Genomic DNA, 19,973 nt, shown 5'->3' on the forward strand with positions numbered 1-19,973 from the left:
CTTTCGGATCTCTACACGGGGACGGTCATGCCGCTCAACATCCGCAGCGAAGAGGTGAACCAGCTCGCGGAGAAACTGGCCTCGCGGGCCGGCGTGAGCAAGACCGAGGCGGTGCGGATCGCGCTCACGAACGAGCTGGAGCGTCAGGAGCCGCGGGTGCCGCTCGCGGAGCGGCTGAAGCCGCTGCTCGACGAGATCGCGGCGATCCCGCGCACGGGCCTGCAGGCCGACAAGGCGTTCTATGACAGCCTGAACGACGAGTGATGTTCGTCGACGCGTCCGCGATGGTCGCGATCCTGTCGGACGAGCCGGCGGCCGCCGACTTGATTCGCTGCCTTGATGGGGCGGAGATGCCGATCACATCAGCTGTTGCCGTGTTCGAGACCGCCACAGCCCTCACACGGAAGCTCGCCCAGGATTTGGCGGCCTCGGAATCGCAGATCCTGCGCTTTCTTCTCGCGAGCGATATCCGCATCGTCCCGATTGGCGCGACCGAAAGCCACGAGGCCCTGACCGCCCATGCCCGCTTCGGCAAGGGCCGCCATCCCGCCCGTCTGAACCTCGGCGACTGCTTCGCCTATGCCTGCGCGCAGGCCCACGGCGTGCCGCTGCTGTTCGTCGGCGACGATTTTCCGCAGACGGATATCCGCTCCGCCCTGGCCTGACGCCTTCGGGCCTCGGAACCGAGACACGACCCGACGGCCTTGATGGGGCATCAGCCGCCGTGGAACTCCGCCACGTGCTGGGCCACGATCGCGTCGAAGGAGGCGTCCGCCCGGAAGCCGAGCGCCAGAGCCGCCTCCGGCTCGAACGCCTCCGGCCAGGACGAGACGATCCGGGCGATGGTGGCATCCGGCTCGCGCCGGATCAGCGCCACGGCTTTGTCGCCGGCCACGCGCCGCAGGGCCTCGATCTCCTCGGCCACGGTGGCGGAGACGCCCGGCATGGTCAGGCTGATCCGCGGGCCGATCGCCGCGAGGTCGAGCCCGGCGGCGTGGACCAGAAACCCCACCGCGGCGGCGGGGCTCGCGAACCAGTGGCGCACCGTGTCGGGGACCGGCAGGATCGCGGGCTGGCCGGCCAGCGGCTCGCGGATGATCCCGGAGAAGAAGCCCGAGGCCGCCTTGTTGGGCTTGCCCGGGCGCACGCAGATGGTGGGCAGGCGCAGGCCGATCCCGTCCAGGAAGCCGCGGCGCGCGTAATCGGCAAGCATCAGCTCGCCCATCGCCTTCTGGACGCCGTAGGAGGAGGCCGGGCGCAGAATGAAATCGTCCGGGATCACCTTCGGGAAGGGCGGCCCGAACACCGCCAGCGATGAGGTGAAGACCAGCTTCGGCCGATAGCCGTCCGCGGCATTGGCCCGGCGGATCGCGTCGAGCAACAGCCGCGTGCCGTCGAGATTGACCCGGTAGCCCAGCTCCAGATTCGCCTCGGCCTCGCCCGAGACCACGGCGGCCAAGTGGAAGATCACCCCCGGCCGCTCGGCGATGGCGGCCTCCGCGGCGCCGGGGGCGGTGAGATCCGCGGCCTCGGCCTTCACCGGGCCGGAGAAGCCCGCGGGTGCCGTGGGCGGCACGACGTCGAGCAGGGTGAGGGCGGTGAGCGGCGCGCCGCCGACCGTGCCGTCCGCGACCAGGGCATCGACGAGGCGGCGGCCGATCATGCCGGCGGCGCCGAGAATCAGAGCGTGCATGGAGACCTCTTCGTCCGATTGTTTGCCGCGTCAGGCCATCATGTCCAGGGCGCGCCCGAAGAAGTCCGGGCCGCCGAAATTGCCGGATTTTAGGGCGAGCAGCATCGGCTCGGGCCGGCCGGCGGTGCGCAGGATCGGCACGCCCGCAGCGATCTCGGGGCCGAGCAGGAACGCCCGGAGCCCGAGCCGGTCGACCACGGCGCCCGAGGTCTCGCCCCCGGCCACCACGAGCCGGCGCACGCCGCGGGCGACGAGCCCTTCGGCGATGGCCGCCAGCGCAGCCTCGATGGCGTGGCCGACCGTGTCGACCCCGTGCTCGGCCTGGAGGGCGCGCACCGCCTCGGGCGTCGCCGAGGAGGCGATCAGCACCGGGCCGGCGGTTAGGCGCGCCTCGGCAAAGGCCAGCGCCTCCCCCACCGCGTCGGCCCCGGCGAGCAGGGCCGCGGTGTCGAGGCGCAGCACCGGCATCTGCGCCTCCGCGGCGGCGACCTGCTGAAGCGTCGCCTGCGAGCAGCTGCCGGCGAGGCAGGCCGCGGCGCCGCCGACCGGCTCGCCCATGGCCGCGCCGGCCGCATCCCGGGTGCCGCGCCCGTCGGCGGCGAGGGCCCGGGCGAGGCCGAGCCCGAGCCCCGAGGCGCCCACCGAGAATTTCTTCGCGATGATCGCCCGGCCGAGCACTTCGAGGTCGCTGTCGAAGATCGCGTCCGCGATCGCCGCCCGCTTGCCCTCTTCCGCCAGGGCGTCGAGCCGCGCCGCCACCGCCTCGGCGCCCCGTGCCACCGTGGCGGTGTCGATGAGCCCGACCGCGCCCGCGCTCTGGCGCGCCAGCACGCGCACGAGGTTGGCGTCGCGCATGGGATTGAGCGGGTGGTCCTTCAGCGGGCTCTCGTTCAGCGGCACCGAGCCCACGAACAGGTTGCCCTGGTAGACGCTGCGGCCCGTCTCCGGGAAGGCGGGGGTGACGAGCGCGATGCGCTCGCCGGCCGCCGCCCGCAGGGCGTCCATCACCGGGCCGATATTGCCGGCGTCCGTGGAGTCGAAGGTCGAGCAGACCTTGAACATGACGTGGGCCGCGCCCCGGGCCCGCAGCCAGCGTTCGGCCTCGCGGGACCGCGCCACGGCCTCGTCGGCCGGGATCGAGCGGCTCTTGAGTGCCACCACCACCGCGTCGGCCTCCGGCAGGGCGCGGTCATCCTCCGGCACGCCGATGGTCTGGATCGTGCGCAGGCCCGCCTTGGTCAGGGTGTTGGCGAGGTCCGAGGCGCCCGTGTAATCGTCGGCGACGCATCCCAGCGCGAGGCTCATCGGGCTCTCCCTTGATAGGCGGCGAGCCAGCCGAGGCCGGCCACGGTGTCGGCGGCCGGGATGTACTCGCAGCCGACGAAGCCGGCGTAGCCGAGCCGGTCCAGCTCGTCGAACAGGAACGCGTCGTTCATCTCGCCGGTGCCGGGCTCGTGCCGCTCGGGCACGCTCGCGGTCTGGACATGGCCGATGATCGGCATCAGCGCGCGCAGCCGCATGGTCACGTCGCCGTGCAGGATCTGGCAATGGTAGAGGTCAAACTGGAGCTTCAGGTTCGGCAGCGCCAATGCGCGGATCAGGTCCGCGGCCCGGCCGAAATCGTTGAGGAAGTAGCCCGGCATGTTGCGGGTGTTGATCGGCTCGAGCACGAGGTCGAGGCCGGCTCCGCCCAGGCGCTCCGCCGTCCAGGCCACCGCCCGGCGATAGGCCTCGGCGGCTTTGGCGTCATCGTGCGGGGCGAGGCCCGCCATCAGGTGCAGCCGGGCGACGCCGGTCGCCTCGGCGTAGCGCAGCGCCGTATCGACCCCCGCCTTCAGCTCATCCAACCGTTCAGGAAACGCCGCCAAGCCGCGCTCGCCCTTGGCGAAATCCCCCGGCGGCAGATTGAACAGGGCCTGGGTCAGGCCGTTCGCCCGAAGCCGCTCGGCGATGGCCTCGGGCGGGTGCTCGTAGGGGAACAGGAACTCGACGGCGTCGAACCCGGCCCGGGCCGCCGCCTCGAAGCGGTCGAGGAACGGCACCTCGTTGAACATCAGGCTGAGATTGGCGGCAAAGCGCGGCATGTTTTTCGGACTCCCTAAGCCTGACCGGGCAGCTTGGCGCCCGAGACCTGCGCGTAGAGCCGCGCCACGGAGGCGTCGTCGTCCCGGCCCATGCCGGCGCCGGACGCCATCAAAAACATCTGGAGCGCCGCCGCGGCCACCGGCACCGGGTACTTCTCCGCCCGGGCCATGTCCTGCACGATGCCGAGATCTTTGACGAAGATGTCGACCGCGCTCTTCGGCGCGTAATCCGCGTCGAGGATGTGGGGCACCCGGTTCTCGAACATCCAGGAATTGCCCGCCGATTTGGTGATCACCTCGTAGACGCGGGCCAGGTCGAGGCCTTGCTTGGCGGCAAAGCTCATCGCCTCGCAGGCGGCGGCGATGTGGACCCCGGCCAGCAGCTGGTTGATCATCTTGAAGGCGGCGCCCTGGCCCGGCGCGTCGCCGAGCTCGTAGAGCGTGCCGGCCATGGCATCGAGGGCGGGGCGCGCCTTGGCGAAGGCGGCAGGCGAGCCCGAGGCCAGGAAGGTCAGGCCGCCATCCGCAGCCCGAGCGGCGCCGCCGCTCATCGGGGCGTCGAGATAGTGCCGGCCGGTGGCCTCCAGCCGCGCCGCCAGCGCCCGGGCGACGGCCGGATCCATGGTCGCCGAGGAGACGAAGACGGCGCCCTCGGGCATCGCCGCGGCGGCGCCGTTCTCGCCGAACAGCACCGCCTCGGTCTGGGCGGCGTTGACCACCACGCTCACCACCACGTCGGCGGCGCCGGCGGCCTCCGCGGGATGGGCCGCTGCAATCCCGCCCGCCTTCTGGAAGCGGGCGACGGCCTCCGGGTTCACGTCGCAGGCGGCGACGGAGAAGCCGGCCCGCAGGAGCGAGCCCGCCATGCCGGAGCCCATGGAGCCGAGGCCGATCACCGCGGCGCGGCCTGTCTGCGGGGTGGTGGCCATCGGGTTGGCTCCTGCTCTTGAGATTGAGGCCGCCGGCTCGGGGGCCTCCGAGAAAGGCGCGGGTCCCCTCTCCCGTGCGGGAGAGGGAGCGCGTCGCGGATGAGGATCAGAGCCTCAGCGGTTGACCATCTTGGCCGGGGTGACGAACACGCAGACCGAGCCAACCACCAGCATCACGGCGAGCGCGTACATGCCGGCCGCGGTGCTGCCGGTGGCGTCGCGCAGGGCCCCGATCACGTAGGGACTGACGAAGCCCGCGAGGTTCCCCACCGAGTTGATCAGCGCGATGCCGGCCGCAGCCCCCGCGCCGCTCAGGAAGGCGGTGGGCAGGGACCAGAACAGGGGCGAGCAGGTCAGCACGCCGGCCGCCGCCACGGACAGCGCCGCCACGGCGATCGTGGTCGAGCCCGCGGTTGCCGAGACCACGAAGCCGACGGCGCCGACGAGCGCCGGGATGATCAGGTGCCAGCGGCGCTCGCGCATCCGGTCGGCGCTCAAGCCCAGCAGGACCATCACGATGGCCGCGCACAGGAACGGGATCGCGCTGATCAGACCGATATTGAGGTTGCCCTGCACGCCGGACGCCTTGACGATCGTCGGCAGCCAGAAGGTCAGGCCGTATTGGCCGGTGACGAAGGCGAAGTAGATCAGGCTCATGAACCACACGCGGCCGTTGCGGAACACGGTGGCGATGGAGTGGGGGCTGGATTCCTTGCCGTGGTTGTCGGCGGCGATGTCGCGCTCGAGGACCTGCTTCTCGGCGTCGGTCAGCCACTTGGCCTCGGAGGGCCGGTTGTCGAGGTAGAGGAACACCGCGACGCCGATCAGCACCGCCGGCACGGCCTCGATCAGGAACATCCATTGCCAGCCGGACAGGCCCTGGGCGCCGTTGAACGCGTCCATGATCCAGCCGGAGAGCGGGTTGCCGAAGATGCCGGAGATCGGGATCGCGGCCATGAACACCGCGATGACCTTGGCCCGCCGATGGGCCGGGAACCATTGGGTCGTGTACAGGATCACGCCCGGGTAGAAGCCGGCCTCGGCGAGACCCAGCAGGAAGCGCATCCCGTAGAAGGTCCATTCCGAGTTCACGAACAGGAAGGCGCCGGAGATCACCCCCCAGGTGATCATGATCCGGGCGATCCAGACCCGGGCGCCGACCCGGTGCAGGATCACGTTCGACGGCACCTCGAACAGGAAGTAGCCCAGAAAGAAAATGCCGGCGCCGAGGCCGTAGACCGTCTCGGAGAATTTCAGCTCCTGGGACATCTGGAGCTTGGCGAAGCCGACATTCACCCGGTCGAGATACGCCACCACGTAGCAGAGCATCAGGAACGGCACGAGGCGCCAGAACACCTTCGCGTAGGTCCGGTCGACGAAGGATTTCTCCTCCGCGAGGGCAGCGCCCCGCAGCGGGGCGGCTTGAACCGGCATCGGCGTTCTCCCTGGTCCGGGCCGCGTCGCAGGGCGGTCCGGGAATGGTCTTCACCGCTCGTTCCGGCGGCGCTGGCGCGGGCTGTAGCGGCTTTTGGCAGCGCTGCCAATCCGGTTGTGCGGAATAATGCAGGCGGCTATGTCGGAGAGAATGAAGCGCGGGATGCGCGACGTACCCCCTCTCCCGTGCGGGAGAGGGTCGGGGTGAGGGGACAGGTCTATCCGGAGAGGTCGCATCCCTCACCCTGTCCCTCTCCCGCACGGGAGAGGGGACCTGCGCTCCGTCCGGAAGCGCAGGCATCATCACGAACGGCCGGGAGAAGCCGGGAGATGGACGGAATCCAGCCGCCGGGGCGGCTCGTGACGCTCACCGACGTCGCCCGCGAGGCGGGGGTCGGCGAGAGCACGGTCTCGCGGGTCCTGCGCAACCGCGGCTCCTCTTCGAAGCGCGCCCGAGAGCGGGTGGCGGAGGCCGTGGCCCGGCTCGGCTACGTGCCGAACCGGTTGGCCGGCAGCCTCGCGGGACCGGGGGCGAGCGCCCAGCTCGCCGGGGTGATCGTGCCGTCGCTCGCCAACGTGGTCTTCCCCGATCTGCTGCGCGGGCTGACCGGTGCGCTGGACGCCGCGGGCATCCGCTGCGTGATCGGGGTGAGCGACTACGACCCGGACCGGGAGGAAGCGCTGGCCGCCGCGCTCCTGTCCTGGCGCCCGGCCGCGCTGCTGCTCACCGGGCTGGAGCACAATCCCGGGACGGTGGCCCTGGCGCGGGCCGGGGGCGTGCGCGTGGTCGAGATGATCGACACGGACGGGGCGGGGATCGACGCCGTGGTCGGCTTCTCCAACCGGGCGGTGGGGGCGGCGAGCGCCCGGCATCTCGTGACCCGGGGATATCGGCGCATCGCCTATCTCGGCCACGATCTGCAGGTGGACCTGCGGGCGGGCAAGCGGCTCGCCGGGTTCGAGGCCGCCCTGGGCGAAGCTGGCCTGGCGCTCCAGGCCCAGGAGATCCGGCCCGGGCCGTCCTCGCCGGGCTCCGGGCGGGCGGGCCTGGAAGCGCTGCTGGCGCGCCATCCGGACCTCGACGCGGTGTATTTCTCCAACGACGACATGGCGCTCGGCGGCTACTTCGCCTGCCTGGCGGCGGGCCTGGCCGTGCCGGGGCGGATCGCCCTGTTCGGCTTCAACGGGCTCGACTTCGCGGCGGCGATGCCCCAGCCCCTGTCGACGGTGCGCACCCCGCGCCTGGAGATCGGCCGGCAGGCCGCCGCCTGCCTGATCGGTGAAGGTCCAAAAAGAATCGATCTCGGATTCGAGCTGATCGAGGGAGCGACCGCATGAGCGACGAGAGCCGGCTGCGCGAGGACATCTGCCGCTACGGCCGCTCGCTGTTCGAGCGCGGCCTGACCCCGGGCTCGTCCGGCAACATCTCGCTGCGCCTGCCCGACGGCGGCTGGCTGGTGACGCCGACCAACGCGTCGCTGGGCTTCCTCGACCCGGCCCGGATCTCGCGGCTGGACGCGGACGGCCGGCTGGTCTCGGGCGATAAGCCGACGAAGGAAATCCCGCTGCACACGGCGCTCTACGAGAGCCGGGGCGAGGCCAAGGCGATCGTGCACCTGCACTCCACCCACGCGGTTGCGGTCTCGATGCTGCCGGAGATCGACCCGCGCCAGGTGCTGCCGCCGCTGACGCCCTACTACCTGATGCGCACCGGCGGCACCGCGCTGGTGCCCTATTACCGCCCGGGCGATCCCGCGGTGGCGGACGCGATCCGGGGGCTCGCCGGCCGGTACAGCTCGGTGCTGCTCGCCAATCACGGCCCGGTGGTGGCCGGCGACAGCCTGGAGGGTGCGGTCTTCGCCACCGAGGAGCTGGAGGAGACCGCCAAGCTCTATCTGCTCCTTCGCAACCTCAACCCGCGGCAGCTGAGCCCTGGGCAGGTGGCGGATCTCGTCAGCCATTTCGGGCTGACCCTGCCGGCGTTGGAGGATCATGCCGGGCATGATCACGGGTGAGGCAGCTTCCAGCTGAGGCTTTCGGCTTCACCGTCATCACGAGCGGAGCGAAGTGACCCAGGGCAGCGCGCCATCGCCGAGCGTGGCGCCACACTGGGTTGCTTCGCTGCGCTCGCAATGACGGGAGAAGCGCTTGGCGATCGCGTGAAGGCCGCGCGGCCTCCAACCAATCCCCCTCATCCTGAGGTGCTGCGCAGCAGCCTCGAAGGAGCCCTCCAGCCGGCCGCGCGATCCCTGGAGCCCTCCTTCGAGGCCCAACGATCTTCGATCGCCGGTCAGGTGAGACGCTATGAGTTCTCAATTCTTCGAGGACGGAGCGCGACAGGCCCCCTCTCCCGTGCGGGAGAGGGCTGGGGTGAGGGACCAGGTTTGTCCGGAGAGGTCGCACCCCTCACCCTGCCCCTCTCCCGCACGGGAGAGGGGACCCGCGCTTCCCTGGGACGCAATTCCGTCTGTCGATCGAAAGATTCACAGCCTGTCAGGATGAGGGCGCGGGTGGGATCGCGAACGGCGCGCGCTACCCCTCGATCTTCGAGAAATCCGCCACCGCGCGGGTCGCGGCGCGGAGTGCGTTGAGGAGGAGCAGGCGGTTCTCGCGCAGCTTCGGGTCGGGGGCGTTGACGGTCACGTCCTGGAAGAAGGCGTCGACCGGCGCGCGCAGCGTCGAGAGCGCCCGCATTGCCCCGGCAAAGTCCTCGCTCGCGATGGCCTGGGACGCCGTCGCGGCGGCGCCCGCCAGGGCCTCGGCGAGGGCCCGCTCGGCCGGCTCGCCGGAGGCCGCAAGCGCGGAATCGGGCGCGGCATCGTAGGCGCGGCCGTCCTTCTTCTCCTCGATCCGCAGGATGTTCGAGGCGCGCTTGACCCCGGCCAGCAGGTTCTTGCCGTCCTCGGTGTCGAGAAATTGGCCGAGCGCCTCGACCCGGCGGACCACCATCAGCAGGTCGTCCTGGCCGGGCAGGGCGAAGACGGCGTCGATCAGGTCGTGGCGGGCGCCCTGGTCGCGGAGATAGACCTTGAGACGGTCGGCGAAGAAGCCGAGCAAGTCGGCGATCTGCGGATTCGCGAGCAAATTCGTATCGGGGGGCAGAGCCGAAAGCTCGGCTTCGATGCGTTCGATCCCACCCAAAAGATCGACAATCGCGACCATCCGGCCAGCGGATTGTGCGTCGAAGGCATCGGGCAATACGGAGCCGGCAAGCGGCAGCCGAAGCCCATTCTCCAGGATCAGCCGGATCACGCCGAGGGCGGCGCGGCGCAGGGCGAAGGGATCCTTGCTGCCGGTCGGCTTCTCATCGATGGACCAGAAGCCGGCGAGCGTGTCGAGCTTGTCGGCCAGCGCCACCGCGATGGACACCGGATCGCTCGGCACCCGGTCGGAGGGGCCGACCGGCTTGTAATGCTCCTCGATGGCCGCGCAGACGCTTCCGTGCTCACCCTGGAGCGCCGCGTATTTGCGGCCCATCAGGCCCTGGAGCTCCGGGAACTCGCCGACCATCTCGGTGACGAGATCGGCCTTGGCGAGGCGGGCGGCGCGCTCGGCCAGAGCCGGATCGGCCCCCACCAGCGGCGCCAGCTCCTTCGCCAGGGCGGCGATGCGGGCGATCCGCTCGCCCTGGGTGCCGAGTTTTTCGTGGAAGACGATGGAGCCGAGCTTCGGCAGCCGGTCCTCGAGCTTCGTGGCTTTGTCGGTCTCCCAGAAGAATTTCGCGTCCGACAGGCGCGCCCGCACCACCCGCTCGTTGCCGGCGGTGATCGCTTGGCCGCCGTCGGAGGCCAGAAGATTCGAGACCAGGATGAAGGCGGGGGCCAGATCCTCCGAGCCGGATTTGCGCAGGACGAAGCATTTCTGGTTCGCCCGGATGGTCGCCCGGATCGCCTCGGCCGGGATGTCGAGGAAGGCTTCGTCGAAGGAGCCCATGAGCACCACCGGCCATTCCACCAGGCCGGCCACCTCCTCCAGCAGGCCTTCGTCCTCCACGAGGTCGAGGCCGCGCGCGAAGGCGAGGTCGCGGGCGTCGTGCAGGATCACGTCCTTGCGCCGGTCGGCGTCGAGGATGACCTTCGCGCGCTCCAGGGCCTGGATGTAGTCGTCGAACCGGCGCACCTCGATCGGCCCCGGGGCCAGGAACCGGTGGCCGTAGGTGACGGTCCCGGCCGCGATGCCGCCGACCGCGAACGGCACGACCTCGGGGGTCTCGGTCTCCGGCCCGAAGGTCGCGACGATCGATTGCAGCGGGCGCACCCATCGCAGGGCACCGGGCTGGGCCGAGGACGCGCCCCAGCGCATCGCCTTCGGCCAGGGGAAAATCCGGATGATCTCGGGCAGGAGCTCGGCGAGCACGTCCAGGGTCTCGCGTCCGGCCCGCTCGATCACCGCGAGGTAGAACTCGCCCTTCTTCGGATCGGTGATTTTCTGCGCCTCGTCGAGGCTCGCCAGGCCGGCGCTCTTCAGAAAGCCCTGGATTGCGGCCTCGGGGGCGCCGACCCGCGGGCCGCGGCGCTCCTCGCGGACGGCCTCGCCCCGGGCGGGCAGGCCGGCGATGTGCAGGGCCAGGCGGCGCGGCGTCGAGAACGCCTTGGCGCCCTCGTACAGGAAGCCGCGCTCGACCAGGGCGTCGGTGACGAGCTTCTTGAGATCCTCCGCCGCGCGCCGCTGCATGCGGGCGGGGATCTCTTCCGAGCGGAGTTCGAGCAGGAGGTCGGGCATGGCGCGGCCATATCGCCGCGCCGCAGGCCTGTCGAGGGTCGGCGGATCGGACTCGTGTCGATCCTCAGGGGGCTCGGCGCCGAAACGGCGCGTTCAGTGCGCCTCGCCCTTCAGGATCGTCGTGAGCTGCCACTTGCGGTCGCCGATCGCGTGGGCGTCGGACACCCGCCAGGCCCCGTCCTCGCGCACGAGGTCGAAGACGATGGATTTCGAGCCGTCCCCGCCCTTGCGCTCCACCGTGACCTTCGCCTGGTCCTTGCCCTCCGTGGCCTCCTTGAAGGTGAGGGCCTTCACGGTATCGGGCTTCACGGGCTCGCCGTTGAGGCGATAGTCGAAATCGAGGCTGCCGGTGGCGCCGTTGGCCTGCTTGGCGTCGGCGTCGAACAGGCCCTGGAGGCGTTTGGTGTAGACGGCCGAGTGATTCGGGTGCGGCTCGGCGTAGAGCTTCTTGACCACCGCCTCCGGGCCGGGATCGGCCGCGAGCGCCGGGCCGAGGCCGAACGCGAGGACGCCGAGGGCGAGGAGGGTCTGTTTCATCATAGGATTCCCGCGTCTGCGGACGCGCCGAAGCGCGCCGGTTGGCGGGGGTTGCAACGCGCGAGGGCTCAAGGGGCTCCGCCGGCCGCCGTCTTGAGCCACGCCGCGCCGCAGGCCTTGGCGAGTTCGCGCACCCGCAGGATGTAGCTCTGGCGCTCGGTGACCGAGATCACCCCGCGGGCGTCGAGCAGGTTAAAGACGTGGCTCGCCTTGATGCACTGGTCGTAGGCCGGCTGCGCCATGCGGTGGCGCTCGGTCTCGGCGGCGGGCGCCCCGGCCTCGAGATAGGATCGGCAGGCGGCCTCCGCGTCGGTGAACTGGCGGAACAGCATCGCCGTGTCGGCGGCCTCGAAATTGTGCCGGGAATATTCCTGCTCGGCCTGCAGGAACACGTCGCCGTAGGTGATCCGGTCGGCCCCCTCGGCGCCGTTGAAGTCGAGGTCGTAGACGTTCTCGACGCCCTGGACATACATGGCGAGCCGCTCGAGCCCGTAGGTCAGCTCGCCGGCCACCGGGGCGCATTCGAAGCCCGCCACCTGCTGGAAATAGGTGAACTGGCTGACCTCCATCCCGTCGCACCAGCATTCCCAGCCGAGGCCCCAGGCGCCGAGCGTCGGGCTCTCCCAATCGTCCTCGACGAAGCGGATGTCGTGGAGCTTCAGGTCGACCCCGATGGCGTCCAGGGAGGCGAGGTAGAGCTCCTGGAGGTTCGGCGGGTTCGGCTTCAGGATCACCTGGAACTGGTAATAGTGCTGGAGCCGGTTCGGGTTCTCGCCGTAGCGGCCGTCCTTGGGCCGGCGCGACGGCTGGACATAGGCCGCCTTCCAGGGCTTCGGGCCCAGCGCCCGCAGCGTGGTCGCCGGATGGAACGTGCCGGCGCCGACCTCCATGTCGTAGGGCTGGAGGATCACGCAGCCCTGCGCCGCCCAGAACTCCTGCAACGTCAGGATCAGCCCCTGGAACGATTTCTTTTGGGACATGGGCGGCGAAGGCTCGGCGATGCGGGGCGGGTCTGTGTGTCGGCGGGCCGGTTTAGGTGCGGGCGGCGGGGGGTGCAAGACGAAGGCCCCTTCGGCATGCCCGGCTCCCCTTGCGCTCGGAGGACGGACAATGGTCAGCTTCCCCCGATGCAGCGCGGGAGACGCGGATCGTGACCACCAGTCCGGACAGAATCGAGATCCGCCCGATCGGCCCCGGGGACCGGGCGGCCTGGCTGCCGCTGTGGCGGGGCTACCAGGCCTTCTACAAGGTCGACCTGTCCGAGGCGGTCACGGAGAGCACCTGGGGCCGCCTCAACGATCCGGCCGAGCCGGTGGACGGCGCCCTGGCCTGGCGGGACGGGGAGGCGGTCGGGCTCGTCCACCACATCCGCCATCGCTCGGCCTGGACGATCGGCGATTACTGCTACCTCCAGGATCTGTTCGTGGCGGATGTTGCCCGCGGCGCGGGAATCGGGCGCCGGCTCATCACGCATGTCTACGCAGCCGCGAACGCCGCCGGTTGTTCGCGCGTCCACTGGCTGACCCACGAGACCAATACCGACGCGATGCTGCTCTACGACCGGATCGCGGAGCGGTCGGGCTTCATCCAATACCGCAAGATCCTCTGACATCAGCACCGGGCGTGCGCCGAAGCACGCAAGCCCGACTGTTTTCGGAGCATAGCGGGAACCGTCAAGTTCGCGGCCAAGTTATCGCCGCAAACAGGGGATTTCGGCACCGTCCGCGGGCCGAACACGACGGACCAGCGATCATGCAACAGGCTCGCACGCTTCACGATTTCGGCCGCAAGAACCTCGCCGTCCTGGCCGCCATCGCGGTCTCGGCCATGGCCGCCACTCCGTTCGTGATGAGCGCCAGCCGCGCGCTTGCGACCCCGGAGGAGCCGACCGTCACGGCGACCCTTCGGGTCGATCCGGTGGAGGTCTCCCCCGTGGCGGCCCCCAAGGAGGCGGCGCCCTGCCTGCGCAAGGTGCGGGTCGTCTACAGCGGCTACGGCACCCCGTCCGACGCCTGCACCACCCGCTGAGGGGAGCAGCCCCAGGCGCGGCTGATCAGGCCGCGCCGTGCGCCGGCGCCTCACCCGCGAGGCGCTTCAGGTAGAGCTCCTCGAGATCGATCTCCCCCTCCAGCGCCCGCAGCACCGAGCTGTGGATGCGGTTGTCCCGATGCAGGGTGATCAGCGCCGAGCGACCGGAGCGCACGGCCAGCAGCGCGGCGGCGAAATGCTCGGTCTTCTCGGCGGCCAGCGCCCCGCGCTCGTCGCGGTCCCGGGACGACGCCCGCACCCGCCGACGATAATCCTCCACCAGGCGCGGATGCTGCAGCGCGCCGGACCCGGGCGACACCAGCCGCTCCAGGGCGGCGAGCCCGGCCTGGTTCATCACCACCCGCGCCATCGCGGCGTCGAGATGGCCCTCCGGCAGGCTCTGATGCGGGTCGAGGCGCAGTCGCCGGATGAGCGGTCCGAGCGTCGTGCCCTGGATCAGGACAGTGAACAGGATCACCGCGAAGGCCGCCACCAGGATCGGGTCGCGGCCCGGGAAATCGACCGGCAGCGCCAGCGCGGCGGCGAGCGTCACCACCCCGCGCATGCCGGCCCAGCCGATGATCAGCGGCACCCGGGGATCCGGACGGGGTTCCTGGGCGCGCACCCGCGCCGACAGGGTCCGCCGCAGGTAGACGGCCGGAAAGACCCAGAGCAGCCGGGCGACCACGCAGGCCGCCGTGACCGTGACCGCCAGGGGCAGGCCGGTGGCGAGCGGCCCGAGCTCGCCCCCCGTCCGGGCGAGCACGCCGCGCAGGGCCAGGCCGATCAGCACGAAGACCAGGGCCTCCAGCACGAACACCACGAATTCCCACACCGCCACGGCGTGGCGCCGGACATGGGCGTCGAAGGCCTCGTGCTCGCGCCCGCCCATCATCAGCCCGCAGGCCACCACGGCCAGCACCCCGGAGGCGTGGATCTCCTCGGCGGCGAGATAGGCGGCGTAGGAGGCCAGGAAACTCAGCACCGTCACGGCGTTGGCGTCGCGCAGGCGCCGCACCAGCGCGTCCACCGCCAGGCCGCAAGCGAGCCCGACCGCGACGCCCGCCACCGCCAGCCAGGCGAAGCTGCCCGCCGCCGCCCAGGCGTTGAAGCTGCCGGTCAGGGCCGCCGCGACGGCGAAGCGGTAGAGCACCAGGCCCGACGCGTCGTTGACGAGGCTCTCGCCCTCCAGGACCGTGACCAACCGGCGGGGCAGGGCGACCCGGGCCAGCACCGCCTTGGCGGCGACCGCATCCGGCGGCGACACGATGGCGCCGAGCGCGAAGCAGGCCGCCCAGGGCAGGGCCGGCACCACCGCGTGGGCGACGAGCCCGACCACCAGGGTGGTGAACAGCACGGCCCCCAGCGACAGCGACAGGATCGGGCCCAGGCTCGCCCGGAAGTCGCGCCAGACGGTGAAATAGGCCGATTCGAGCAGCAGCGGCGGCAGGAACAGGACCATGATCAGGTCCGGATCGAGATCGAAGGCCGGCAGGCCCGGCGCCACCGCCAGGGCCATCCCGCCGAGCACCAGGGCGGCGGCCGGGGGAAACCCGAGCCGCCCGGCCAGCAGGGACAGCAACAGGGCCGCCCCGAGGAGCGCGAGGATCAATTCGAACAGGGCAACGGACGTCATCGCCCGCCCATAGCGCAGTCTTCACGAAAACGTCAGGGCCTCGAAAGGCCCGAGTTCACGTGTGGATGCGGGGCAAAACCCTGCAAGACTCGGGGGCTCTGCCCCCGAACCCAGCCAAAGGGCTTGCCCTTTGGGATCCCCTACAGCGCCCCTTCCCGCACCGCGCCCGGATCGGCCAGGGCGTGCAGGATGCGGGCGGCGCTGTGGGCGAAGCGGAGGGTGACGGCCTTGCGGCGGGGGCCGCTGAGCGGGTGCTCGGGGGCCTCGCGCAGGATGCCGGCGCCGTAGCCGTCGGCGACGATCAGGCCGCATGCCTCCGGGATCAGGGATTCGGGCACGTCCTCGGGGATGGCAAAGAAGAACCGGTCGCAGAAGTCCCTGTAATCGGGCCACTTTCGGTCGGCGCGGAAATCCGCGACGCTCGACTTGATCTCCACGATGGTGAGGCGTCCGGCGCCGCACAGGGCGATCACGTCGGCCCGGCGGCCGTTGACCAGGGAGAATTCCGGCAGGGTGACGCAGCCCATCTCGGAGAACAGGCGGCGCACGCCGCGCTGGATCCGCAGGGCGGTGGGCGATTGCCGCCGGTCGGGGGGCAGGATCAAGGCGTCCGCCGGGAGGGCGGGGAGGCCGAGGGAAGCGGACATGCGGGGCCGGGATGCGCCTGTGTCGAATCGGGACATCCTGCCGAATCGCGCCGCGCCCGTCACCTGCGGCGCGGCATCGCCCCCGGATCGCGGCGAAAACCACCCATTCAGATCAACGGCTTAGTCCCAAAAAAACCTGGATCGCGGCGAGCCCGTCGGTGAGCGCGGCGGGGCCCGGCTGCAGGATCAGCGGCGCCTTGATCTCGTGGATCCGGCCATCGCGCACCGCCGGGATCGCGTCCCAGCCGGGGCGGGCGCGGATGCGGTCGATGTTGACCTTCTTGCCGCACCAGGAGGCCAGGATCACGTCGGGGGCGGCGGCGATCACCTGCTCGGGGGTGACGATCCGGTCCTTCGCGGCCGGCTGCCGACCGAGCTCCGGGAAGACGTCCCGGCCCCCGGCATAGCCGATCAGCTCGGAGACCCAGCCGATTCCGGAGATCATCGGCGCGTCCCACTCTTCGAAATACACGCGCGGGCTGGGCCGTCCCTTCGCAGAATCGGCCGCCGCCTGCAGCGTCGCTGCGAAGGATTGCGCCAGCGCCTCGGCCCGCTCCGGGACCCCGACCAGGCCCCCCAGGGTGCGGACCATCGCCAGGCAGCCGGCAACATCCCTCTGGTTGAACAGGTGGACGGCGATACCCGCGCGGGCCAGGTCGGCGACGATCCCGGCCTGGAGGTCGGAAAACGCCAGGACGAGGTCCGGCGCCAGCGCCAGGATCTTTGGGAGGTCGGCGCTGGTGAAGGCCGAGACCCGGGGCTTCTCCCGGCGGACCCGGGGCGGGCGCACCGCGTAGCCCGAGACGCCGACGATCCGGTCCTCCTCACCCAGCAGGTACAGGGTCTCGACGGTCTCCTCGGTGAGGCAGACGATGCGCTCCGGCGGGAAGCGGCGCATCAGCGGGCCGTCCGGATCACCGGTCGAGCCAGGCGAGCAGCCCGGCCCCGGGGGCGAGCAGCACGAAGGCCCAGACCAGGGCCGAGGCGACGTTGGCCAGCTGGAACGGCAGCCGCGCCAGGCCGAGGGTGCCGGCGAGCAGCGGCACCAGGGCCCGGGCCGGCCCGAAGAAGCGCCCCAACGCCACCGCGGCGATGCCCCAGCGGCCGATGAAGGTCTCCGCCTTGGCGACGAGGTCGGGATAGCGCCGCAGGGGCCACTTGGTGCGGGCGCCCGGCCCGACCCAGCGCCCGACCTCGTAGGAGAGCCAATCCCCCAGGGAAGCGCCGACCGCCGCCGCGCCGATCACCGGCCAGAGCGGGATGTCGGCCCCCCCGACCAGGGCGCCGATGCCGACCAGGATGACGGTGGCCGGCACGAACAGCGACAGGATCGCGATCGACTCGCAGAAGGCGAGCCCCCCGGCGATCAGCGGGGTCCAGACCTTGTGCGCCTCGACGAAGGCGAGGGTCGAGGTGCGCAGGGCTTCGATGTCCATCGGGCTCGGGGGGCAACAGGGCGACCGGCCCCATCTGAGGCGGGGGAGGGCGGGGGACAAGGGTTTTGGGTATTTGGACTTAGTTGGGGGCGGGCGGAAGGTGCGGCCGGGGATTGGGTAGCCCGGAGCTTTTAAACTCAGATCTAGGTATAGATGGTTACTGTTGTTCTGCTCCGCTGCAGACGATCCCCTTCCATTGTCTTAGAGCCCGTCCGAAAATGGTCTGAGGCGGGGTTGAGTGGCCGGGATGACGATGCTTCCAGGAGGGTGCTGAAGCCTGACCTGGAAGCGCCATGTGGACCCCGACCACCCGGCGGCAGCATAGCCGCGCGGGCCTTCGCTATGAAACCGATCTGACGGATGCCGAGTGGGCGGTGATCGAGCCGCTGATGCCAAGGCCTGAGCCGCGCGGTCGGCCTCCGGTCTGGACGCCCCGAGAGATCTTGAACGCGATCTTCTACGTCCTGCGCGGCGGTATTGGATGGCGGATGATCCCCAAGGATCTGCCGCCGCGATCGACCACGTTCGGCTACTTCAGCCGCTGGCGCGACACAGGGCTGTTCGGCCGGATCAATCACCACCTCGTCCTGGCTGATCGCGAGCGTGTCGGACGCGAAGCCTCGCCGTCCGCCGCCGTGCTCGACAGCCAGACCGTCAAAACCATGGAGAGCGGCAGGCCACGCGGCTACGACGCCGGTAAGAAGGTCAAAGGCCGCAAACGCCAAGCGCTGGTCGACACGGACGGGCGTGCGCTCGTCCTCGATCCGCAGCCTGCCGACGTGCAAGACCGGGACGGAGCCATTCCGGTCCTGCGCCTGTCACGCCGAAGCTTCCCGTTCATCACCAAGGCCTTCGCCGCCGCCGGCTATGCTGGCGACAAGCCAGCGAGCGCGAGGATCATTGCCGTCGAGATCGTGCGCAAGCCTCCGGATCAGGTCGGCTTCGCTGTCCATCCACGCCGGTGGGTCGTCGAACGGTTCTTCGGCTGGATCAGCCGCAACCGGCGCCTCTGGAAGATGCGGAAGCGACCCTCGCCTCCGCCAGAGCCTTCCTCTACGCCGCAGCCGTCATGATCCTCGTCGGACGCCTCGCCCGATCACCCTGACTCCTCGGACGGACTCTTAGGGTCTATATAATTCTGATAAAAATCTTGTGTGTATCGGCAGATATAATCCAAAATCAGGCTCATCGTAAAATCAATGAATTGTTCCTAACTGCACCGCTGCTTATGAGGCAATTTTCTCAAGATGAATGCTTCTTGAGATGCGCTCAGTTCCAAAATCAGCAAAAACCAGTGTGAATATTATTACTCAATGCCTTAGCGAAATACCGCCCGAGACCAGCGCTATTGTTTACAATCATTGAGAACCCGAGCCAATTTTGCTTGAACTCTGGAAAACGAAACCGTGCCTTTATTAAACCTTCATCGACCCTTCCCGCCGCCACTTCATCCCGCAGGAATATAACATAACGTATAATATTCTCATGAAGCCGCTGATAATCTTCTTTCTCACTGTGAAATAATAAAAACGGATCGATAAACAGTGAGAGATCATTGATGATCGAGATGTTGAATGCGCCATCGGTATCTACGTCATCGGCAGATACCCCGGAAAAAATCGTTGAAGAAAGTTGCTATGGCACGCGGCTATCAGTTGACGGCCGTACAGAGATGACTTCATCCGTCACAATTTTCAACCTAACCGAGCTTTTTGGTGCTTCGGGCTAGGAGGGAGCAAGTCCCGTTGAACGGGTCGCCGAGGGCTGCGCGCGCAGCGTGAGGCATCTGTGGCGCTGGCGCTCTGACCGGTCGTGAAGCATCCGACAACGCTGGTGGAACGCGGCGAAGTTAGCGTCCGCCCTGCCGTGGTTGCCCCCTTCGCCAACACAACGCGGGTAAACTTCACCCGGCTAGGCTCTCAAGACTCAACCGCAACCGCGCAGCACGCCCCCCGACCCCGTCCCCGCTGCGCAGACCAACTTCGGAACGGAACCGTCGCGCGTCGCATTGCTGGCTCCGCATTCGGGAGCTTGCCGTGAGACCCACCCTTCTCGTCCTCCTCGGGCTGTCGCTCCTGGCCGTCCCGCAGCATGTCCGGGCGCAGGCCGTCGCCGGGGAGGCGTATACGACCCTGGAGGCGGACGCGCCCCGCCCGGGGCCGCCGCCGCCCCTGCCGGACCTGTCCGATCCGAACGGGCGGGCGGGCGAGGCCCTCAACGAGCCCGGCGAGCGCTCCGGCATCCCCAAGACGCTGCGGTCCTCCGGCTCCAAGGCGGGCGGTCCGGCCAACGACCTCAACCCGAGCGGGCAGGCGGAGGCGCCGGCGCCGCCCAAGGGCGATCTCGGCAAGGTCGCGGCCGGGCAGGACCTGTTCCACGGCAATTACTGCGGCAAGGGCCAGCGCGGCGCAGGCCTGCCCCCGGTCGACGCCCTCGACGCCGCCTGCATGCACCACGACGCCTGCTACGACGCCGCCGGCTACAGTTCCTGCGCCTGCGACGCGACCCTGCGGCGGGAGGCCGGGGCCGTCTCGGACGCGCCGGATGCCTCGCTGGAGACGCGGCGCCGGGCGCTGAGCGTCACCCAGGCCACGGTGGCGATGAGCTGCCGCGCGCCCTGATCCGTCCGCAGCGCCCCGCAGGCCGGGGCCGCGTTCCGGGCCGCCTATCGGCCTTGGGGCTGAAACCCAGCCCGTTCAGGGTGTTTGGATCGGGGCGCGATCCGGACGTTTCATCCGGCGAATTCACACGGATCCGTTTGACGCCAACGCTTTGAACCCTGTGCGCTTTCCCCTCCCCCCTTGCGGGGAGGGGTCAGGGGTGGGGG

The 19,973-nt window shown here is 69.9% G+C and carries 21 protein-coding genes; 9 read left to right on the top strand and 12 right to left on the bottom strand.

Annotated elements, in window-relative coordinates; all coding sequences use genetic code 11:
• Positions 1-27 precede the first annotated feature (27 nt).
• Together WYO_RS26090 and WYO_RS26095 are read left to right on the top strand one after the other, a co-directional pair.
• Positions 28-264, top strand: a complete 237-nt coding sequence (locus WYO_RS26090; protein WP_007568347.1) for a type II toxin-antitoxin system VapB family antitoxin — start codon at positions 28-30, stop codon at positions 262-264.
• Positions 264-665 (top strand): type II toxin-antitoxin system VapC family toxin, encoded by a 402-nt coding sequence (locus WYO_RS26095; RefSeq protein ID WP_007568349.1) that lies wholly within the window; start codon positions 264-266, stop codon positions 663-665. Before WYO_RS26090 ends, WYO_RS26095 begins: the two co-directional genes overlap by 1 nt.
• Positions 666-715: 50 nt before the next feature.
• Here the strand turns inward: WYO_RS26095 and denD are convergent, their stop codons facing one another.
• The 5 genes from denD to WYO_RS26120 all read right to left on the bottom strand — a co-directional run bounded on the left by denD (position 716) and on the right by WYO_RS26120 (position 6,140).
• Entirely contained in the window at positions 716-1,693 is a 978-nt protein-coding gene (gene denD / locus WYO_RS26100) for a D-erythronate dehydrogenase (RefSeq protein ID WP_007568351.1), read from the bottom strand.
• 30 nt (positions 1,694-1,723) lie between these two features.
• Entirely contained in the window at positions 1,724-2,998 is a 1,275-nt protein-coding gene (gene otnK / locus WYO_RS26105; protein WP_007568353.1) for a 3-oxo-tetronate kinase, read from the bottom strand.
• Positions 2,995-3,777 carry a 2-oxo-tetronate isomerase gene (gene otnI, locus WYO_RS26110; RefSeq protein WP_007568355.1) on the bottom strand — a complete coding sequence of 261 codons (783 nt, stop codon included), beginning with the start codon at positions 3,775-3,777 and terminating at the stop codon, positions 2,995-2,997. Before otnI ends, otnK begins: the two co-directional genes overlap by 4 nt.
• Positions 3,778-3,791: 14 nt before the next feature.
• On the bottom strand, positions 3,792-4,706 hold the full coding sequence (gene ltnD, locus WYO_RS26115) for an L-threonate dehydrogenase (protein WP_007568357.1): 915 nt from the start codon (positions 4,704-4,706) through the stop codon (positions 3,792-3,794).
• A gap of 114 nt (positions 4,707-4,820) precedes the next feature.
• Positions 4,821-6,140 (bottom strand): MFS transporter, encoded by a 1,320-nt coding sequence (locus tag WYO_RS26120; protein ID WP_007568359.1) that lies wholly within the window; start codon positions 6,138-6,140, stop codon positions 4,821-4,823.
• A gap of 330 nt (positions 6,141-6,470) precedes the next feature.
• On the opposite strand from WYO_RS26120, the gene WYO_RS26125 reads away from it, so the two are divergent.
• Together WYO_RS26125 and WYO_RS26130 are read left to right on the top strand one after the other, a co-directional pair.
• Positions 6,471-7,478, top strand: coding sequence for a LacI family DNA-binding transcriptional regulator (locus tag WYO_RS26125; RefSeq protein WP_007568361.1), 1,008 nt, complete (start codon positions 6,471-6,473; stop codon positions 7,476-7,478).
• Complete coding sequence (locus WYO_RS26130) at positions 7,475-8,155, top strand: aldolase (RefSeq protein WP_007568363.1); 681 nt, start codon at positions 7,475-7,477, stop codon at positions 8,153-8,155. The genes WYO_RS26125 and WYO_RS26130 overlap by 4 nt, the downstream gene beginning before the upstream one ends.
• A gap of 517 nt (positions 8,156-8,672) precedes the next feature.
• Here WYO_RS26130 and glyS read toward each other — a convergent pair.
• The 3 genes from glyS to WYO_RS26145 all read right to left on the bottom strand — a co-directional run bounded on the left by glyS (position 8,673) and on the right by WYO_RS26145 (position 12,379).
• The gene (glyS, locus tag WYO_RS26135) at positions 8,673-10,862 is read right to left on the bottom strand and encodes a glycine--tRNA ligase subunit beta (RefSeq protein WP_007568365.1); all 2,190 of its coding nucleotides are present in this window, start codon (positions 10,860-10,862) and stop codon (positions 8,673-8,675) included.
• Positions 10,863-10,955: 93 nt separating this feature from the next.
• On the bottom strand, positions 10,956-11,399 hold the full coding sequence (locus WYO_RS26140) for a hypothetical protein (RefSeq protein ID WP_039904282.1): 444 nt from the start codon (positions 11,397-11,399) through the stop codon (positions 10,956-10,958).
• A gap of 68 nt (positions 11,400-11,467) precedes the next feature.
• Positions 11,468-12,379, bottom strand: a complete 912-nt coding sequence (locus WYO_RS26145; protein ID WP_007568368.1) for a glycine--tRNA ligase subunit alpha — start codon at positions 12,377-12,379, stop codon at positions 11,468-11,470.
• Between the two features lie 170 nt (positions 12,380-12,549).
• On the opposite strand from WYO_RS26145, the gene WYO_RS26150 reads away from it, so the two are divergent.
• Complete coding sequence (locus tag WYO_RS26150) at positions 12,550-13,008, top strand: GNAT family N-acetyltransferase (RefSeq protein ID WP_007568370.1); 459 nt, start codon at positions 12,550-12,552, stop codon at positions 13,006-13,008.
• Positions 13,009-13,151: 143 nt separating this feature from the next.
• Positions 13,152-13,427: a hypothetical protein gene (locus WYO_RS26155; protein ID WP_007568371.1), complete on the top strand. Its 276-nt coding sequence runs from the start codon at positions 13,152-13,154 to the stop codon at positions 13,425-13,427.
• 25 nt (positions 13,428-13,452) lie between these two features.
• Here the strand turns inward: WYO_RS26155 and WYO_RS26160 are convergent, their stop codons facing one another.
• From WYO_RS26160 to WYO_RS26175, 4 genes are all read right to left on the bottom strand, one after another.
• A complete protein-coding gene (locus WYO_RS26160) occupies positions 13,453-15,063 on the bottom strand; it encodes a Na+/H+ antiporter (protein WP_007568372.1) in 1,611 nt (536 codons plus the stop codon).
• A gap of 140 nt (positions 15,064-15,203) precedes the next feature.
• Positions 15,204-15,710 carry an MmcB family DNA repair protein gene (locus WYO_RS26165; protein ID WP_007568373.1) on the bottom strand — a complete coding sequence of 169 codons (507 nt, stop codon included), beginning with the start codon at positions 15,708-15,710 and terminating at the stop codon, positions 15,204-15,206.
• A 112-nt stretch (positions 15,711-15,822) separates the two neighbouring features.
• Positions 15,823-16,608: a cobalamin-binding protein gene (locus tag WYO_RS26170; protein WP_007568374.1), complete on the bottom strand. Its 786-nt coding sequence runs from the start codon at positions 16,606-16,608 to the stop codon at positions 15,823-15,825.
• Positions 16,609-16,624: 16 nt separating this feature from the next.
• Complete coding sequence (locus WYO_RS26175) at positions 16,625-17,146, bottom strand: DedA family protein (RefSeq protein ID WP_007568375.1); 522 nt, start codon at positions 17,144-17,146, stop codon at positions 16,625-16,627.
• A 293-nt stretch (positions 17,147-17,439) separates the two neighbouring features.
• Between WYO_RS26175 and WYO_RS29165 the strand changes: the two genes are divergently transcribed.
• The 3 genes from WYO_RS29165 (at position 17,440) to WYO_RS26185 (ending at position 19,767) form a co-directional block, all read left to right on the top strand.
• A protein-coding gene (locus WYO_RS29165; protein ID WP_128755095.1) for an IS5 family transposase occupies positions 17,440-18,251 on the top strand; the annotation gives its coding sequence in 2 pieces (ribosomal slippage) (positions 17,440-18,157 and positions 18,157-18,251; 813 coding nt in all).
• Positions 18,252-18,704: 453 nt separating this feature from the next.
• Positions 18,705-18,875: a hypothetical protein gene (locus WYO_RS31800; RefSeq protein ID WP_165486581.1), complete on the top strand. Its 171-nt coding sequence runs from the start codon at positions 18,705-18,707 to the stop codon at positions 18,873-18,875.
• A 307-nt stretch (positions 18,876-19,182) separates the two neighbouring features.
• Positions 19,183-19,767, top strand: a complete 585-nt coding sequence (locus WYO_RS26185) for a hypothetical protein (RefSeq protein ID WP_007568378.1) — start codon at positions 19,183-19,185, stop codon at positions 19,765-19,767.
• Positions 19,768-19,973: the final 206 nt, after the last annotated feature.

The sequence above is a fragment of the Methylobacterium sp. GXF4 genome (assembly GCF_000272495.1).
GTDB lineage: Bacteria > Pseudomonadota > Alphaproteobacteria > Rhizobiales > Beijerinckiaceae > Methylobacterium > Methylobacterium brachiatum.